This window comes from Thioclava sp. (assembly GCF_048263065.1).
Lineage (GTDB): Bacteria > Pseudomonadota > Alphaproteobacteria > Rhodobacterales > Rhodobacteraceae > Thioclava.
This window is the reverse complement of sequence record NZ_JBLXEM010000009.1, coordinates 90,166-105,095: the sequence shown is the minus strand read 5'-3', so window position 1 is coordinate 105,095 and position 14,930 is coordinate 90,166. Positions and strand designations below refer to the sequence as shown.

The 14,930-nt window shown below is 59.6% G+C and carries 16 protein-coding genes and 2 tRNA genes; 6 read left to right on the top strand and 12 right to left on the bottom strand.

Translation table 11 applies throughout. From position 1 onward, the window contains the following. Nucleotides 1–207: 207 nt before the first annotated feature. Together ACN0SD_RS13460 and hisA are read right to left on the bottom strand one after the other, a co-directional pair. Entirely contained in the window at nucleotides 208–477 is a 270-nt protein-coding gene (locus tag ACN0SD_RS13460; RefSeq protein WP_417808745.1) for a hypothetical protein, read from the bottom strand. A 17-nt stretch (nucleotides 478–494) separates the two neighbouring features. Next, nucleotides 495–1,214, bottom strand: a complete 720-nt coding sequence (gene hisA, locus ACN0SD_RS13455) for a 1-(5-phosphoribosyl)-5-[(5-phosphoribosylamino)methylideneamino]imidazole-4-carboxamide isomerase (protein WP_417808744.1) — start codon at nucleotides 1,212–1,214, stop codon at nucleotides 495–497. Between the two features lie 164 nt (nucleotides 1,215–1,378). Between hisA and ACN0SD_RS13450 the strand changes: the two genes are divergently transcribed. Next, on the top strand, nucleotides 1,379–1,768 hold the full coding sequence (locus tag ACN0SD_RS13450) for a DUF2147 domain-containing protein (RefSeq protein WP_417808743.1): 390 nt from the start codon (nucleotides 1,379–1,381) through the stop codon (nucleotides 1,766–1,768). On the opposite strand, the gene ACN0SD_RS13445 is transcribed toward ACN0SD_RS13450, so the two are convergent. The 3 genes from ACN0SD_RS13445 to hisB are packed head-to-tail and all read right to left on the bottom strand — an operon-like array spanning nucleotide 1,769 to nucleotide 3,659. Further along, entirely contained in the window at nucleotides 1,769–2,437 is a 669-nt protein-coding gene (locus ACN0SD_RS13445; RefSeq protein WP_417808742.1) for an ATP-binding protein, read from the bottom strand. It lies immediately after the preceding gene. Further along, nucleotides 2,434–3,072 carry an imidazole glycerol phosphate synthase subunit HisH gene (hisH, locus tag ACN0SD_RS13440; RefSeq protein WP_417808741.1) on the bottom strand — a complete coding sequence of 213 codons (639 nt, stop codon included), beginning with the start codon at nucleotides 3,070–3,072 and terminating at the stop codon, nucleotides 2,434–2,436. The genes ACN0SD_RS13445 and hisH overlap by 4 nt, the downstream gene beginning before the upstream one ends. Then, nucleotides 3,072–3,659 (bottom strand): imidazoleglycerol-phosphate dehydratase HisB, encoded by a 588-nt coding sequence (gene hisB, locus ACN0SD_RS13435; RefSeq protein ID WP_417808740.1) that lies wholly within the window; start codon nucleotides 3,657–3,659, stop codon nucleotides 3,072–3,074. Before hisB ends, hisH begins: the two co-directional genes overlap by 1 nt. A 150-nt stretch (nucleotides 3,660–3,809) precedes the next feature. Here hisB and ACN0SD_RS13430 point away from each other — a divergent pair, with 150 nt between their 5' ends. Continuing rightward, nucleotides 3,810–4,256, top strand: coding sequence for a hypothetical protein (locus tag ACN0SD_RS13430; protein ID WP_417808739.1), 447 nt, complete (start codon nucleotides 3,810–3,812; stop codon nucleotides 4,254–4,256). Nucleotides 4,257–4,366: 110 nt separating this feature from the next. Here the strand turns inward: ACN0SD_RS13430 and ACN0SD_RS13425 are convergent. The 6 genes from ACN0SD_RS13425 to ACN0SD_RS13400 form a co-directional block, all read right to left on the bottom strand. Next, nucleotides 4,367–4,441, bottom strand: a tRNA-Gly gene (locus ACN0SD_RS13425). A 20-nt stretch (nucleotides 4,442–4,461) separates the two neighbouring features. Continuing rightward, nucleotides 4,462–4,536: transfer RNA gene (locus ACN0SD_RS13420), tRNA-Gly, on the bottom strand. A 140-nt stretch (nucleotides 4,537–4,676) separates the two neighbouring features. Next, entirely contained in the window at nucleotides 4,677–5,438 is a 762-nt protein-coding gene (locus tag ACN0SD_RS13415; protein ID WP_417808738.1) for an ABC transporter permease, read from the bottom strand. Next, complete coding sequence (locus ACN0SD_RS13410; protein WP_417808737.1) at nucleotides 5,438–6,226, bottom strand: ABC transporter ATP-binding protein; 789 nt, start codon at nucleotides 6,224–6,226, stop codon at nucleotides 5,438–5,440. Before ACN0SD_RS13410 ends, ACN0SD_RS13415 begins: the two co-directional genes overlap by 1 nt. Before the next feature lie 63 nt (nucleotides 6,227–6,289). Then, entirely contained in the window at nucleotides 6,290–7,303 is a 1,014-nt protein-coding gene (locus ACN0SD_RS13405) for an ABC transporter substrate-binding protein (protein ID WP_417808736.1), read from the bottom strand. A 180-nt stretch (nucleotides 7,304–7,483) separates the two neighbouring features. Next, nucleotides 7,484–9,394 (bottom strand): 5'-nucleotidase C-terminal domain-containing protein, encoded by a 1,911-nt coding sequence (locus ACN0SD_RS13400; RefSeq protein ID WP_417808735.1) that lies wholly within the window; start codon nucleotides 9,392–9,394, stop codon nucleotides 7,484–7,486. 219 nt (nucleotides 9,395–9,613) lie between these two features. Between ACN0SD_RS13400 and nudC the strand changes: the two genes are divergently transcribed. Beyond that, nucleotides 9,614–10,609: an NAD(+) diphosphatase gene (gene nudC, locus ACN0SD_RS13395; protein WP_417808734.1), complete on the top strand. Its 996-nt coding sequence runs from the start codon at nucleotides 9,614–9,616 to the stop codon at nucleotides 10,607–10,609. Nucleotides 10,610–10,657: 48 nt separating this feature from the next. Beyond that, nucleotides 10,658–11,131, top strand: a complete 474-nt coding sequence (locus ACN0SD_RS13390; protein WP_417808733.1) for an SRPBCC family protein — start codon at nucleotides 10,658–10,660, stop codon at nucleotides 11,129–11,131. 11 nt (nucleotides 11,132–11,142) lie between these two features. Here ACN0SD_RS13390 and ACN0SD_RS13385 read toward each other — a convergent pair whose 3' ends face one another. Beyond that, nucleotides 11,143–12,012, bottom strand: a complete 870-nt coding sequence (locus ACN0SD_RS13385; RefSeq protein ID WP_417808732.1) for a prephenate dehydratase — start codon at nucleotides 12,010–12,012, stop codon at nucleotides 11,143–11,145. 245 nt (nucleotides 12,013–12,257) lie between these two features. On the opposite strand from ACN0SD_RS13385, the gene ACN0SD_RS13380 reads away from it, so the two are divergent. Both ACN0SD_RS13380 and ACN0SD_RS13375 read left to right on the top strand, forming a co-directional pair. Further along, nucleotides 12,258–12,812, top strand: coding sequence for a c-type cytochrome (locus tag ACN0SD_RS13380; protein ID WP_417808731.1), 555 nt, complete (start codon nucleotides 12,258–12,260; stop codon nucleotides 12,810–12,812). Nucleotides 12,813–12,977: 165 nt separating this feature from the next. Next, a complete protein-coding gene (locus ACN0SD_RS13375) occupies nucleotides 12,978–14,918 on the top strand; it encodes an extracellular solute-binding protein (RefSeq protein ID WP_417808730.1) in 1,941 nt (646 codons plus the stop codon). The last annotated feature ends 12 nt before the right edge of the window (nucleotides 14,919–14,930 follow it).

Here is a 14,930-nt window from a genome sequence, read left to right as displayed (position 1 = left end):
TCTATGCACAGCGCGACGTGCTCGATATGGTCGCGTGAAATGAAGCTAAAGGTCTCCGGTGAAACCGGGACGATTCATAGGGTCACATCTCGCATGACGATTTCATTTCAATTCGGTAAAGGCTTGGACGATCGCTTGAAGCGGGAGTGCGATAGAGCCAAACCGCGTCGGGAATGTGCGCGCGGCACAGAAAAGATCCAGTTCGCCCTAGGGGTCTGGAAATGCGATTGCTTTGCCCTGAAGCAAGTCCGAAAGCTGATGCCCCACTTCTGCGATCTGGCTTTCCGTCTGGCCAATTCCCGCAAGCGCGACGATTCCCAGAGAGGCCATCCCAAGCGTGCAGGCGCGTACTTTCCAGCCGATCTGCACACGTTTATCCTCGCGAATAAGCAGATCCAGCGTCAGCATGCGACCGCAGACCGGGCTGCGGCAGGTGACAGTAACATCGGGCGTCGTCAACCGACGATCAGAGCGCACCCGGGCCGCCAATTGGCTTAGGATTTCAGCGCGCTCAAAGCCGTTTGCAGATCAATCGCCCCGTCATAAAGCGCGCGCCCCGAGATCGCGCCTGCGATGACGCCGGTATCGCGCAGCGCGATCAGGTCGGGCAGCGACGACACTCCGCCGCTGGCGATGACGGGGATGGAAACCGCCCGCGCAAGGGCCTCGGTTGCGGCGATGTTTGGCCCGCTCATCGCGCCATCGCGCATGATGTCGGTATAGATGATCGCCGCCACGCCCGCGTCTTCAAAGCTGCGCGCGAGATCTGTGACCATGACATCGGTTTCTTCGGCCCAACCCTTGGTGGCGACTTTGCCGCCCCGCGCATCAATGCCGACGGCGACCTGGCCCGGAAAGACGCGTGCCGCCTCGCGCACCAGATCGGGGTTTTCGACCGCGACGGTGCCAAGGATGACGCGGGCAAGGCCGCGCTCTAGCCAGCGTTCAATCGTGGCCATGTCGCGGATGCCGCCGCCCAGTTGCGTGGGCACCTTGATGCGCGCAAGGATCGCCTCGACCGCGGCGGCGTTGACCGGTTCCCCGGCGAAAGCGCCGTTCAAATCGACCAGATGCACCCATTCACACCCTGCCGCTTCGAACTGCGCGGCTTGCGCGGCGGGATCGTCGCCAAACACCGTCGCCTTATCCATGTCGCCATGCAGCAGGCGCACGCAGTGCCCGTCCTTGAGGTCGATTGCGGGATACAGGATCATCATCGCTCTCCATCGTTTTGCGCCTCATGCCACGGCGCGGGGCCACGGGGCAAGAGGCGCGCAAAGACCTTGCACAGATTGACGCGGACGTCACGTCAGGCTTGCCCGGAATCGGGGGGCGTGGCCAGATGCGGTCGAGATCGGTAAAAGGGAGGAAATTTACCATGAAGACAGTGATGCTGGCTGCGGCCGCAATGGCGCTAAGCGCGGGGGCGGTTCTGGCCGACCCGATTGAGGGCATGTGGAAGACCCAGCCCGATGCGGGCAAATTCGCCTATGTCACGATCAAACCCTGTGGGGCTGCGTTTTGTGGCAACATCACCAAAAGCTTTGACGCCAAGGGGCAAGAGGTCAAGACTGGCAATGAGGGCAAGCAGATTGTCATCGACATGGCCCCCAAAGGCGGCGGCAAATACGAGGGCAAAGTCTGGCGCCCGTCCAACAACAAGATCTATCTCGGCAAGATCACGGTGCAGGGCAACGCGATGGCGCTGGCTGGCTGTGTCGCGGGCGGCCTGTTTTGCAAATCCCAGGATTGGCAGCGCGTGAAGTGATCAGCGCAAGCTAAGATCGGCGTAGGCGAAACCGTCACGCAGCACGGTTTCGCCGACTTCTACGTTGAGCGGCGCATCAAAGATCGGCCCGGCCGAGACGGCAGTGTGAAACTCGCCATTCTCGCCGCAGGGATCAATGCCTTCGGGCAGGTCGGCCAGCAGCTGCGCATCGAATTTGCGGCCCGCGAAATCTGGTTCAAGCTTGGTCGGGTCCACTGTGACGAGATGGGCCTCAAACCCCAGCGCGATGATTTCGCGCGCAAGCACATCTGTCGCGCGCCCCCAAAGCGGGAACAGTGCCGACATGCACAGTGGGGCCAGCTTCGCGACCCGGTAGTCGCGCACATCTTGCAAGAACAGATCGCCAAACACCATTGTCTCGACACCCAGCGCGCGGACCTGATCCATCGCTGATGCCATGCGGGTCTCGTAATCGTCATTCGAGCAGGGCCAAGGCAGGGGCACTTCGATCAGCGGTAGGCCAACCGCCGCAGCCTGAGCGCGCAAAATACCTTTGCGCGTGCCGTGCATGGCGACGCGGTCAAACGCCTCGTTCGTGGTGCAGAGCAGCGCGACGATATCGGCCAGACCTTCGGTGCGACAAACATGCAGCGCCATCGCGCAATCCTTGCCCGAGGACCACGACAGAACGGCGCGCGGCGGGCTCACGGTTTCCAGCTAAGGAAGTTCGCGATCAGACGCAGCCCCGTGGCTTGCGATTTCTCGGGGTGGAACTGTGTGCCCACGACATTGCCGCGTCCGACGATTGCGGTGATCGGACCGCCATAATCGACATGGGCGAGCAGATCGCTGCGCTCGGCGACCTTGAAGTGATAGCTATGCACAAAATAGGCGTGATCGCCCGTCTCGATCCCTGCCAGCACCGGATGAGGATTGTCGATCACCAGATCGTTCCACCCCATATGCGGCACTTTCATCGCCGGGTCAGCGGGGGTGATTTTGACCACCTCGCCGGGGATCCAGCCAAAGCCCTCGGTTTCCTCGAATTCCAACCCGCGCGTGGCCAGCATCTGCATACCGATGCAAATGCCAAGGAAAGGGCGCGCCTTGACGCTTACCGCCTCGTCGATCGCCTCGGCCAAGCCGCTGAATCGGTGCAGGGCGGCGCGGCAGGACGGAAACGCCCCATCGCCGGGCAATACGATGCGATCGGCGCGCGCCACGACGTCGGGCTCGGATGTCACGACGATTGTGCCGTGGCCGATTTCTTCGGCCATGCGGTGAAATGCCTTTTCCGCCGAATGCAGGTTGCCGCTGTCGTAATCAACCAGCGCCGTCAGCATCAGAGCGCCCCTTTGGTCGAGGGCAGGCTGTCTGCCATACGCGGGTCGGCCTCAACAGCCATACGCAGCGCGCGCGCAACCGATTTGAATGCAGCCTCTGCGATGTGGTGTGAGTTCAGCCCGTGCACCCGGTCGACATGCAGGGTGATCCCGCCATGCGTGGAGAGCGCCTGAAAGAACTCGCGCACCAGTTCGGTATCAAACGTGCCGATCTTGGCCGTGGGCATGTCGCAATTCCACACGAGAAACGGACGCGCAGACAGGTCCAGCGCGGTACTGATCTGCGCATCATCCATTGCTAGCGCGAAGTGGCCGTAGCGGCGAATACCACGCTTGTCGCCAAGCGCCTCGGTCAACGCCTGACCCAGCGCGATGCCTACATCCTCAACCGTGTGGTGATCGTCGATATGCAGATCGCCCTTAGCGCGGATGGTCATGTCGATCAGCGAATGGCGCGACAGTTGATCAAGCATGTGGTCGAAAAAACCTACGCCAGTCTGGTTATCATAGGTTCCCCGACCATCAAGATTGATCTCGACAGAAATATCGGTTTCGGCGGTGGTGCGGCTGATCGTGGCCTTACGCATCGGACGGCTCCTTGTTGCTGCCTGCCTTATAGGCCGGTGCAAAGAGGTTGTTAAGCGTTTGTCCTTTAAGATGCGTTTCGCGCCGCTTTCTTAAAGCGATTTTAAACGGAACCAGTTTTTCCTGCCAATCATTTGCCAGCGGAGCCGTCGATGAAGGTCGTTATTCTCGAGGAAAGTTCGTTGAAAATGGCGGTCGCGACGCAGCGCCTGCAATTCTTCGGGCATGAGGTGTCGCAAACCGACAAACTGCCGCGCGCGACGGCGGAAATGGGGGTGAACACGCCCGATTTTCTGATTGCCAATCTGTTCCCGAATGCCGCGCGAGGGGATGCAGAACGCGCGATTTCAGTGGTGCTGGCGGGGCAGCTTCGCAGCCCTGGTTTGGTGACGGTGCTGGTATCTGATAGCGCGCTGTTCTCGCAAGGGGGAGATTTTCTCGATGCTTTCCTCGTTGCGCTGCGTGCTGCGCCGCCCGGTCGCGGTCGACGATCTGATGGTGATCGTGACCCATTTCCTCGACAACGGCCCCATCGATTGCGCACCCAGCCCCGATACACCCGATATTTGCGCCAAATGTCTGCTCAGCGATCATTGTAGCCGATCTTCGGGGCCAAAAACTTGCGTGGCGCCGCCCTCGGCGGCTGCCGGGTGATCGGTTGGCAAGGGCGGAAATGACAAAGACCTCCCCGAAGGGAGGTCTTTTGTTTTGGAGCGGGCGAGGCGATTCGAACGCCCGACCCTAACCTTGGCAAGGTTATGCTCTACCCCTGAGCTACGCCCGCATCCTTGGGTATGTCTGAACTGGAGCGGGCGAGGCGATTCGAACGCCCGACCCTAACCTTGGCAAGGTTATGCTCTACCCCTGAGCTACGCCCGCATACCGGTTCAGTGGTGGCGGATTTAGGGGATCGCGCGCGCCGCCGCAAGAGGAAATTCACTGACCGGGCTAATTTTCGGAATTTCCCCAAGCGGGGAAGGGGGGGGGCGCAGAGATTTTCCGTCCCTGCGCTGCGTTCCTTAACTTGCAGTGCGCTCGGCCCAGCCGGCGAAGACCTTTTCCAGCGCTACCACCGCGTAATACAAAACGATCCCAAGAAAGGCGAGCGCGATGAGCACGGCAAACATCAGCGGGTAGTCGCCATTGGTTGCGCCCGATTGAAACAGCGACCCCAAGCCCTTGCCGTGAGGTGAGATGATCTCAACCAAGTTGGTGCCGATAAACGCCAGCGTCACTGACACTTTCAGCGCGCCGAAGAACTCGGGAAGGGTCTTGGGTAGCGCGATCTTGCGAAAGATCGTCAGCTTTGAGGCCCCAAGCGCGCCCAGAATATCGCGATATTCCGGCTCAAGCGTGGATAGGCCAATCCCGACCGAAACGGCGATGGGGAAGAACGAAATCAGAAATGCCATCAGCACGGTGTTGAAATCATGCTGGCCGATAAACAGCAGCGCGAGAACCGGCACCAAAGTCGCCTTGGGGATCGCGTTGAAGCCCACCAAAAGCGGATAAAGTGCATCGCGCGCGGTCTTGGAAAACCCCATCACCATGCCCAGCAGCGTGCCAAACACCACCGCCAGCGCCAGACCCGCCACCGTGCGCCACAAGGTCTGCCAACTGTCGATCAGGAACAGTTTCCAGTATTTCTCGTAGGCGGCGGGCAGGTCCGAGGGCGAGGCCATCACGTAATTGGGCCAGTTATTCGCCCAGACGATGAACTCCCAAAGCGCCAGAAACGCGATGATCGACAAAAGCGGCGTGGCGATTTTCTTCCAATCCATCAATGCACCCCTTCTTCGCGACCCTGCGCGATGCGGATCTGATCGCGCAGCACATGCAGCATATCGACCGCTTTGGGCTGATAAAGAATGTCGATTGTGCGATCCCCCGGCAGATCGACATCAAGGACATATTGCGTGCGCGCCGGACGCCCTGACAGCACGACCACCTGATCGCCCAGAAACACGCTTTCGCGCAGGTCATGCGTGATCAGAACGGCGGTGAAAGGTTCGGCGGCGCGTAAGTCGCGCATCGTCTGCCACAGATCTTCGCGGGTAAAATTGTCAAGCGCGCCAAAGGGTTCGTCCATAATAAGCACTTCGGGTTTATGCACGATGGACCGGCACAGGCTGGCGCGTTGGCGCATCCCGCCTGACAGTTCCGAGGGGCGCTTGTTCTCAAACCCATTCAGCCCGACCATCTCAAGCAGATGCTCGGCACGCGCAACTTTATCAGCGCGCGCCATCCGCGGCGCGACAATTTCCAGCGGCAGCATCACGTTTTCCAAAATGCTGCGCCATTCCAGCAGTACCGGGTTTTGAAACGCCATGCCCACCGTCTTGCGCGGCCCGGTGATCTTTTCGCCATGCAGAAAGACCTCGCCCTGATCGGGCTTCATCAGCCCCGCCACAAGACGCGTCAGCGTGGATTTTCCGCACCCCGAAGGGCCGACCACCGCGCAGAACTCCCCCTCGGGCACCGAAAGATCAAGCCCCTCCAGCACCGGAAGCGGCCCGTTCTTGGTCTTGTAGGCGTGCGTGACGCCGCGAATGTCGATGAGCGTATCCATGAACCTGCCAAACGGAAAAAAGTGGGGACGAGCAGAGGGAGGAGCCGCCCGCCCCCGGGAGGATCAGTCGATCTTGAGGCTGCCATCTTTGGGCAGATAGGTGCTGTCAAAATAAAGCGCCGCATCGGGGGCAGTTTGGAAATCATAGACCAGTTTGGTCTGTTCAATTGCTTTGTCCATGCGGGCCGGATCAATGCTGCCCATGCCATTTTCTTTGACGAAATCGGTCAGGACGTTGGCATCAATTGCCATCTGCAAGCGCTCGGTTTCCATATCCTTGTCCGCCGCCGGGTTGCGTTTGATCAGCGCATCCACCGCCTTGCCCGGATCGGCGATTGCGGCCTTCCAACCCTTGGCCGTGGCCGTGATAAAGCCCGAGATTTCCTCGGGATGGGCCTTGGCGTAATCGGTATTCACGATGATCGCATTGCCATACAGTGCCACGCCATAATCGGCCATCAGCATGATCGACTGCTGATCCAGCGGCACGCCAAGGCGTTTCAGATTGAGCGTCGAGGAAAACGAGAACCCCGCAATCGCATCGACTTTACCCTGTGCCAGCATCGGCTCGCGCACCGGGAAGCCGACCGGATCGACCTTGATCTTGTCCATGTCCAGCCCGGTCTCGGCGGCAAAGATCGGAAATTGCGCCCAAGCGCCATCCGGCGGCGGCGCGCCCAGCACTTTACCCTCAAGATCCTTAGGAGTGTTCACGCCCAGATCTTTGCGCCCGACAATCGCAAAAGGTGGCTTGTCATAAACCATCATCACCGCCGTAACCGGCGCGCCGGGGTTTTGATCGAGGAATTTCATCAGCGAGTTGATATCGGCAAAGCCCACCGGATAGGCACCCGTTGCAACCTTTGGAATCGCATCAAGCGAGCCTTTGCCCTCGGAGATTTCCACATCAAGACCCGCATCGCTGTAAGACCCGTCATCTACCGCCAAGAAATACGGGGCTGACGGGCCTTCGAATTTCCAATCGAGAGCAAAGGGAAACTTGGTTTCAGCCTGCGCGAGCGTCGCGCTAAAGCCGACAAGCGCTGCCGCGATCATGGGGAATTTGGGGGAAAACATCGCGATCCTCATTGTCAGCATCTCGGCCAAATGGGCCGTTTCATATGATCGTGCGCACAATGGGCCGGGGCGAAAGCGAATAGGGATTTGGCCCCGATGCCAAGGCGCCAATCACGGCGGGGTGATGGAATTCTGGGCGAAAAACTGTACGATTGCTAGTTTTTCTTGCATAACCTGCGTTCAAAGGGCGATGCGGAGCTGCAAAAAACCCTCCTCGTCCAACTCTAACGGGCTCACCTCAAGCCCCGTCTGTCCAAGCGCTGCGAGGTGGTTGATGGCATCAGGGGCGGTGCGGCACATCACACTGGTGCCCGCCATCGAGGCAAAGCGCCAAACCCGTTGCGCCGCGATCTGCAACGGCTTTGAGCCGCGCGCCTCGTTCATCAGCAGGTCTCGTATTTTCACGCTAGGGCCGGGCAGGGGAATTGGGCGACCGATCACGCCAAGGCGCGCGCATTGGGCAAGCCGATAGCTGCTGCTCAGCAGCACAAATTTTTGCTTATCCGTAACGAGTTGACCCTGATAGCGCAGATCACGCACCCGCCCCGGCCCTGTATGGCGCAGATTGCCCTCAGTATCATAAAGCGCCGGGCGTGAGATATCGAATTCATATGTCACACCGAAAATAACGTCGAAATTGTAACTCGGATAGGTTTTGTCGCGCAGCCAACTGTCTTGCGAGTCCGAAGGTATTTGATGAAAGCTACGCGCCGAATGTTCCAGCCATTTGCGCAGTTCGGCCCCCGAAATTTCAATCGCGGCCAGTGTGTTGTTGAACAGATACAGATCGTCAATATGGTTGATCCGCAGTGGTCCGGGGGCGATGGACACATAGTTCCCCGGCCCGCGCCGCCCGCCTGCCTTGAACGAGGACGCTGCGCATAATAGCGGCAACTCAGCCTCGGGCAACCAGGCCAAAGCACGCGTGGCATAGCGCATCTGAGCGCGCGCGAACAACGTCAGGCAGGGATCGGCCCCCAACAGCGCGAAATAACTGTGCAGCGGACTCTCCAGCGTGCCGATTTCGCGCCGGATATGGGCCAAAGTGCTGTGATGGGCATGTTCGCAGGCGGCGATCACGGCGGGGGCCTCTGTCGCGCGGGGCTTGCGTAATTCAGCCCGATGGCGCGCGATGTGCCACGGCCCGCCCGCTGTTTTCTCAAGCGTCAGATCAAGCACGCCGAGATGATCGCCATACGCCCCGGCATTGAGCGCGGGCTTGCCATTGAGCGTGGCGCGGATCGGATCAATGCCCTCGCCGACGGGTGTTTTTGGATCAGGAAAGCACTGATGGTCATGCCCGGCTAAAATTACGTCGATCCCGTCGACGGCGGCGATATCAACGGCGGTGTTCTCTGGCTTGCAGCAATGGGGGGCAACAGGGGGCAATGGCGCGACCCCGGTATGGGCCAGCGCGATCACCAAGTCGGGTTTGGCGGCCAAAATAGGTTCCATGAGCATACGCGCGCAAGCGACGCTGTCGCAAAAACCAAAGCCATCTGCCCCTTCGCTTTGTACGAAAGAGACGGGTTGCTTTGGCAAGAAACCTATCACGGCGATGCGCAAACGATGGCACGCCCCACCGCTGTCGCGCATCTCGCGTTCCAACATCACCCAAGGCGGTACGACCAGCGCGGGATGGGCACGCCGCGCGGCAACCGAGAGTTCAAGATTGGCGCTGACAATCGGAAAATGTGCGGCCTGCACGGTCTGGTTGAGTTGCTCAAGGCCGAAATCAAACTCGTGATTGCCCAACGTGCCCGCGTCATAGCCCACCGTGTTCATCGCCGCGATCATCGGGTTGATGGCTTGGCGATCTGCGCCCGCGGCCTCTCCCCAAAGCTGGGTCAGGGGCGTGCCTTGCATGAAATCGCCATTGTCAAACAGCAAGCAGTTGGGGGATTGACGGCGCGCCTGCGCGATCTCGCCAGCCAGCGCAGCCAACCCAGCGCCATCGCTGGCGCGATCGGTAAAATAGTCATAGGCACGCACGTGACCGTGCAGATCCGTGGTCTCAAGAACACGCAGCGCGAGTGTCACCGTCTTCGCGCAGGTGTCATCCTGCGGCGCATAAAATGGCAGCCCTTCCATTACTATCCCTTCGCCGCTGTAATGCGACAGTGTGCAGCCGCTCGTTGACCGAGCTGACCTATTCCCCTTGATGCAACCTAGGGTAGAGTCAGACGGATCGCCAGTCAGTAAATTCCCCGTTACCAATTTTTCGAAAAATACCGTGCTGTCTTGCAACACCTCTGTGACTGGCCAAGTCTGCGGCGATATGGGATGAGCGTTGCTAAAAGGAGCCCGGCCATGTTTCGCGCGCGCACACACATCTCAGCCCACCAAAACGATCGTCCCGCTTTTAGCGGTGAAAATACGTTGGATCGCTACGCCGAATTGCGTCGCGATCCGCTGGTTTTGGGCGGGATGCGTGCGAAATCCGACACGCGCATCTTGCCGATCTGGCGCGGGCGACCTTTGATCACGCCCGAAGGGTTGGGCTTGCTGGCCCCCGATCACGCGCTGTTTGACGCCCTTGCTGGCCCCGAGATTTTTCTAGGCGGGTTAACGGGCGAACCGGCGGGCGCGTTTTTCGCCCGCGATGTTTCGGCCCATGACCTTGATGGTTCGTTGCCCGAGGGGGCTGCGTTTTTCGACGCCAGCGAGCAGCATCACCCGAGCTTGCCTGACAGCTACCGCTTTGCCGAGTTGCGCGGCGCGATGGCGCGGCTGGATGCGCTGGAGGGCGAACTCGCCGCTACCGCGCGTTCGATGTTTGAATGGCACCGCACGCACGGGTTTTGCGCGGTCTGCGGTGCGCCCAGCCAGATCGAGGATGCAGGATGGCAACGGCGCTGTTCCAGTTGCGGCGCGTCGCATTTTCCGCGCACGGATCCGGTTGTCATCATGATGATAACAAAAGGAAACCGTCTGTTGCTGGGGCGCTCTCCGGGCTGGCCTGAGGGGATGTACTCCACGCTTGCGGGATTCATGGAGCCGGGTGAGACGGTGGAAAAGGCAGTGCGCCGCGAGGTGTTTGAGGAAACCGGCGTGCAGGTCGGGGCGGTGCGCTTTGTCACCTCGCAGCCTTGGCCCTATCCGTCTTCGCTGATGCTGGGCTGTCACGGCGCGGCGCTGAGCGAAGAGATCACCGTCGATCCCACCGAGATTGAGGATGCGCTTTGGATCACCCGCGAGCGGCTGCTGGAGGTCGTCGCAGGGCGTGACGCGATGATTTCTCCGCCACGCGTTGGCGCAATTGCGGGTTGGATGATGCGTCAGTGGCTTGCGGATCGTCTGGTTTAAGGCCAGTTTGCGCGCGATCCCTTGGGGTGCAGTGTCAGGAGTGAGCGTATGAAGTTTTCCACCCGCAAAGATATCGCGGCCCCGGCCGATTTTATTTTCGACCGGCTGGCAGATTTCGGCTCGTTTGAACGGATCGCGATGCGCCGTGGAATTTCGCTTAAACGCCTTGATACGCTCGCCGTTCCGGACGCCGGGATGTCATGGGAGATCGGCTTTCGCTTTCGCGGGCGAGAGCGCCAGATGATCACCGATCTCGAGATCTTTGAGCGCCCCGAGGCGTTAGCCTACGCTGGCAAATCCAGCAGCTTTGAGGCGCGCCTCGAAATGCTTGTGACCGAGCTGTCCAAGACCCGCTCGCGCATTTTAACCGCGTTGGAAATCAAGCCGCGCACCTTGGGCGCACGACTGATGGTGCAATCCGCCAAGCTGGGCAAAGGTAATCTGGACCGGCGATTCGATGAACGTATCGGCCATTTCGCCCATGATATTGAGCGTCAGGCCGAAAAAGCCGCGCGGTTCTAAGTCATTGCGCATCAATCTTTGCGGCGCGGATCGGCAGGGTAGACGCCCAGAATTTCCAGATAATCGGTGAAGTAATCAAGTTCCTCCAGCGCACGCGCAAGCGCGGGATCGTCAGGATGCCCCTCGACATCGGCATAAAACTGCGTCGCGGTGAAATTGCCGCCCACCATGTAGCTTTCCAGCTTGGTCATGTTCACACCATTGGTCGCAAACCCGCCCATCGCCTTATACAGCGCGGCGGGAATGTTGCGCACGCGAAACACGAAAGTCGTCATCATCAGGTCGCCGCGCGGGGTCAGATCGGCGGTTTCGCCCATGATCAGGAATCGCGTGGTGTTATGGGCGTTATCCTCGATGTGGCGGGCGAGAATGTTTAAGCCATAGGTCTCGGCTGCCATATCCGAGGCCAAAACCCCGACCTCACGCGTCTGCGCCTGCGCCAGTTCCGCCGCCGCACCTGCGCTATCGGCAGCCGCCTCGCCACGAATATTATAGCGCGACAGGAAACTCGCCGCCTGCGGGATCAAAACCGGATGCGCGCGCACCTTTGCCAGCGCTTCTATCTGCACGCCGGGCAGGGCCATCAGGCTGATATGAACGCGCACAAATGCCTCATCCACGATGCGCAGCCCGCTTTCGGGCAGCAGACGGTGAATGTCGGCCACGCGCCCGTAGGTGGTGTTTTCCACCGGCAGCATTGCCAGATCCGCCGCGCCGGTTTTGACCGCATCGATCACATCCTCAAAGCTGCGACAGGGCACTGGCTCTAGCTCGGGGCGCGCGTCGCGGCAGGCTTGGTGCGAATAGGCACCCAATTCGCCCTGAAAGGCGATGCGCCCAAGGATGGCTTCGCCCAATGGCGTGCTGTGTGTGTTTGACATTGGGCGCTCCCTTTGGCTAAAGGGCCGCAACGTATTTTTGGCCCAAGCTGTGCCTAGCCCGCCTAGCCTGTGAAGAAAAGAGGGCTTGGCCAAGGCGCATTCCCCCTGCGATGCAAGATACTTCACGCGGGGGAAATAGGGGGCAATCACATGAATTCCGATCACGACAAGTAAAGTTCGCTTGATTTGCCACACCTCAAGCGGGTAGATGCAAGAGACAAAGACGACATATCCAGGGACGGAAAATGTTCAAAACGATGACCCTCACAAAACTGGCTGGCGCACTTTTGGGCGCGTTGCTGTTCTTTCTGTTGATGTCTTGGGCATCGAGCGCGCTGTATCACGTTGGCGAGGCCGAGGATCATTCCGGGGGCGAACATGATGTCGCAGCCGCTGGCCCTACGATGTCCGCAGCGCCCGGCGATCTGCTGGCAACCGAGGGTGACGCAGTTGCCGAGGCCGAGACTGAAGCCGTGGAAACCGTCATTCTGGGCGATGGCGATGCTGGCAAGGGTGAGAAGGTTTTTAAGAAATGCGCCGCCTGCCACAAACTTGACGGCAAGAATGGCGTTGGTCCCCATCTGGATGGCGTGATCAACCGTCCGGTCGCCTCAGTTGCCGATTTCAACTACTCGGATGCGATGAAATCGCATGGCGGTGAGTGGACGCTTGAGACGATCAACGACTATCTCACGAACCCCAAAGAATACGTTCCCGGCAACAAGATGTCCTTCGCGGGCCTCAAGAAAGCCGAAGACCGCAATGACGTGATCGCGTATCTGCAAGAACACACCCAATAAGGCGCGTTCTGTGTGATCTGTTGCGAGGGCCGTTCCCGAGGAGGGGGCGGCCCTTTCACATTTGCGCGCGCCGCCTTACAGTTTCGTAACTTGCCCGCGAGGGTGTCGGGCCGCTAGCTTGGCCGCGATGCCATCCTTGGCGGCGTTACAACGGAGTAGATGTGAATGGTGCAGGCGCGAGTGGCGGTAAAAGCCGATGAGATGGCACAATCCAACCCGATTGCAGGCAGCGCCTTGGCGTTGATTGCGGGGGCGATGATCTGGGTCGGGCTGGCGCTGGGGGCACATGCGCAAGACGCAACGCCTGCTGTTGCACAGAGCGACGCGGGGCAGGGCGATGTGATCACCACCTACGGCATCGCCACGCTGGGATCGCTGAAATACCCTGCCGATTTCGCGCATCTCGATTACGTCAATCCCGATGCGCCCAAGGGCGGGGAAATCTCGGAATGGTCGCCCGGTGGTTTTGATAATTACAACCCTTACTCGATTCAGGGACGCGCCGCCGCATTGGCCTCAGCCCCGCTGGAATCGCTGATGGAGGGCACCGCCGATACTGTGGGCGAGCTATACTGCCTACTCTGCAAAAGCTTGCAGTACCCCGCCAGCAAAGATTGGGTGATCTTCACGCTGCGCGACGGGATCACGTTCTCTGACGGCGCGCCGCTGACCGCCGAAGACGTGGCATTTTCCTACGATCAACTGCGCGAAAAGGGCCTGAGTTCATTTCGCGCTGTGATCGCCCAGCAGGTGAAATCGGCTGAAGTCATCGACCCCTCCCATATCAAATTCACCTTTATGCCCGATGCGCCGCGCCGCGATATCATTCAGGCGGTGGGCAGCTTGCCGGTGTTTTCTAAAGCGCAGTTCGAGCGCGACAAGATCGACCTGTCGCAGACCTCGGATGTGCCCTTCATCGGGTCCGGCCCCTACATGTTTGACAGCGTCAAAAACAACCGTGCGATCACATGGAAACGAAACTCCGATTACTGGGGCGCGGATCTGCCCATCAACAAGGGCCGCGCGAATTTCGATCGCATCCGCATCGAATATTTCGGCGATTACCAATCGGCGTTTGAGGGGTTCAAGGGTGGCACCTACACCTTCCGCAACGAGGCTAGTTCCAGCATCTGGGCCAATGGCTACAACTTCCCCGCCTTGGAAAAAGGCGAGGTGGTAAAGGCCAAACTGCCCGACGGCAATATCGCCTCGGGGCAGGCATTCGTGATCAATCTGCGGCGCGCGAAATTCGACGACATTCGCGTGCGCGAGGCGCTTGGCCTGATGTTCAATTTCGAGTGGTCCAACGAGACGCTGTTTTACAGCCTCTATGATCGCGTCGAAAGCATCTGGGAAAACTCCGATCTGCAAGCCAGCGGTAAACCCTCGGCTGAGGAGGTGAAAATCCTCACACCGCTGGCGAGCGATCTGCCTGCGGGCGTCCTGACCGATGATGCGGTGATGCAGCCCGTGTCTGGCAAGCGCCAACTCGATCGCAAGAACATGCGCAAGGCTGCCAAGCTTCTGGAAGAGGCGGGTTGGATCGTGGGCAGCGATGGGATGCGGCGCAATGACAAGGGTGAGGTGCTATCGGTTGCGATCCTCAATGACAGCCAAACCTTTGACCGGGTGATAACGCCTTACGTTCAAAACCTGCGCGCGCTGGGCATTGATGCCAAGATGGACCGCGTCGATGACAGCGAATATGAAAACCGCCGCCGCGCGCATGATTTTGACCTGATCACTACGCATCTCGGTCAAGACGAAATTCCCGGCTCCAATTTGCAGCAATATTTCGGCTCCAAAAGCACGGGGGATGTGTTCAACGCGATGGGCTTGCAAAACCCGGCCATCGACAAGCTGATTTTGCTGGTTGAGCAGGCGAAAACCCATGACGAGCTGACCCCACGCGTGCATGCCCTTGACCGCGCCCTGCGCGCGATCCGCTTCTGGGTGCCGCAATGGTATAAACCCACCCACACCGTTGCCTATTACGATATGTATGAGCACCCGGAAACCTTGCCGCCCTATTCGCTGGGAGAGCTGGATTTCTGGTGGTATGACGCCGACAAGGCCAAGAAACTGAAGGCGGAAGGTGCGTTCTAAGCCACCCCGCCG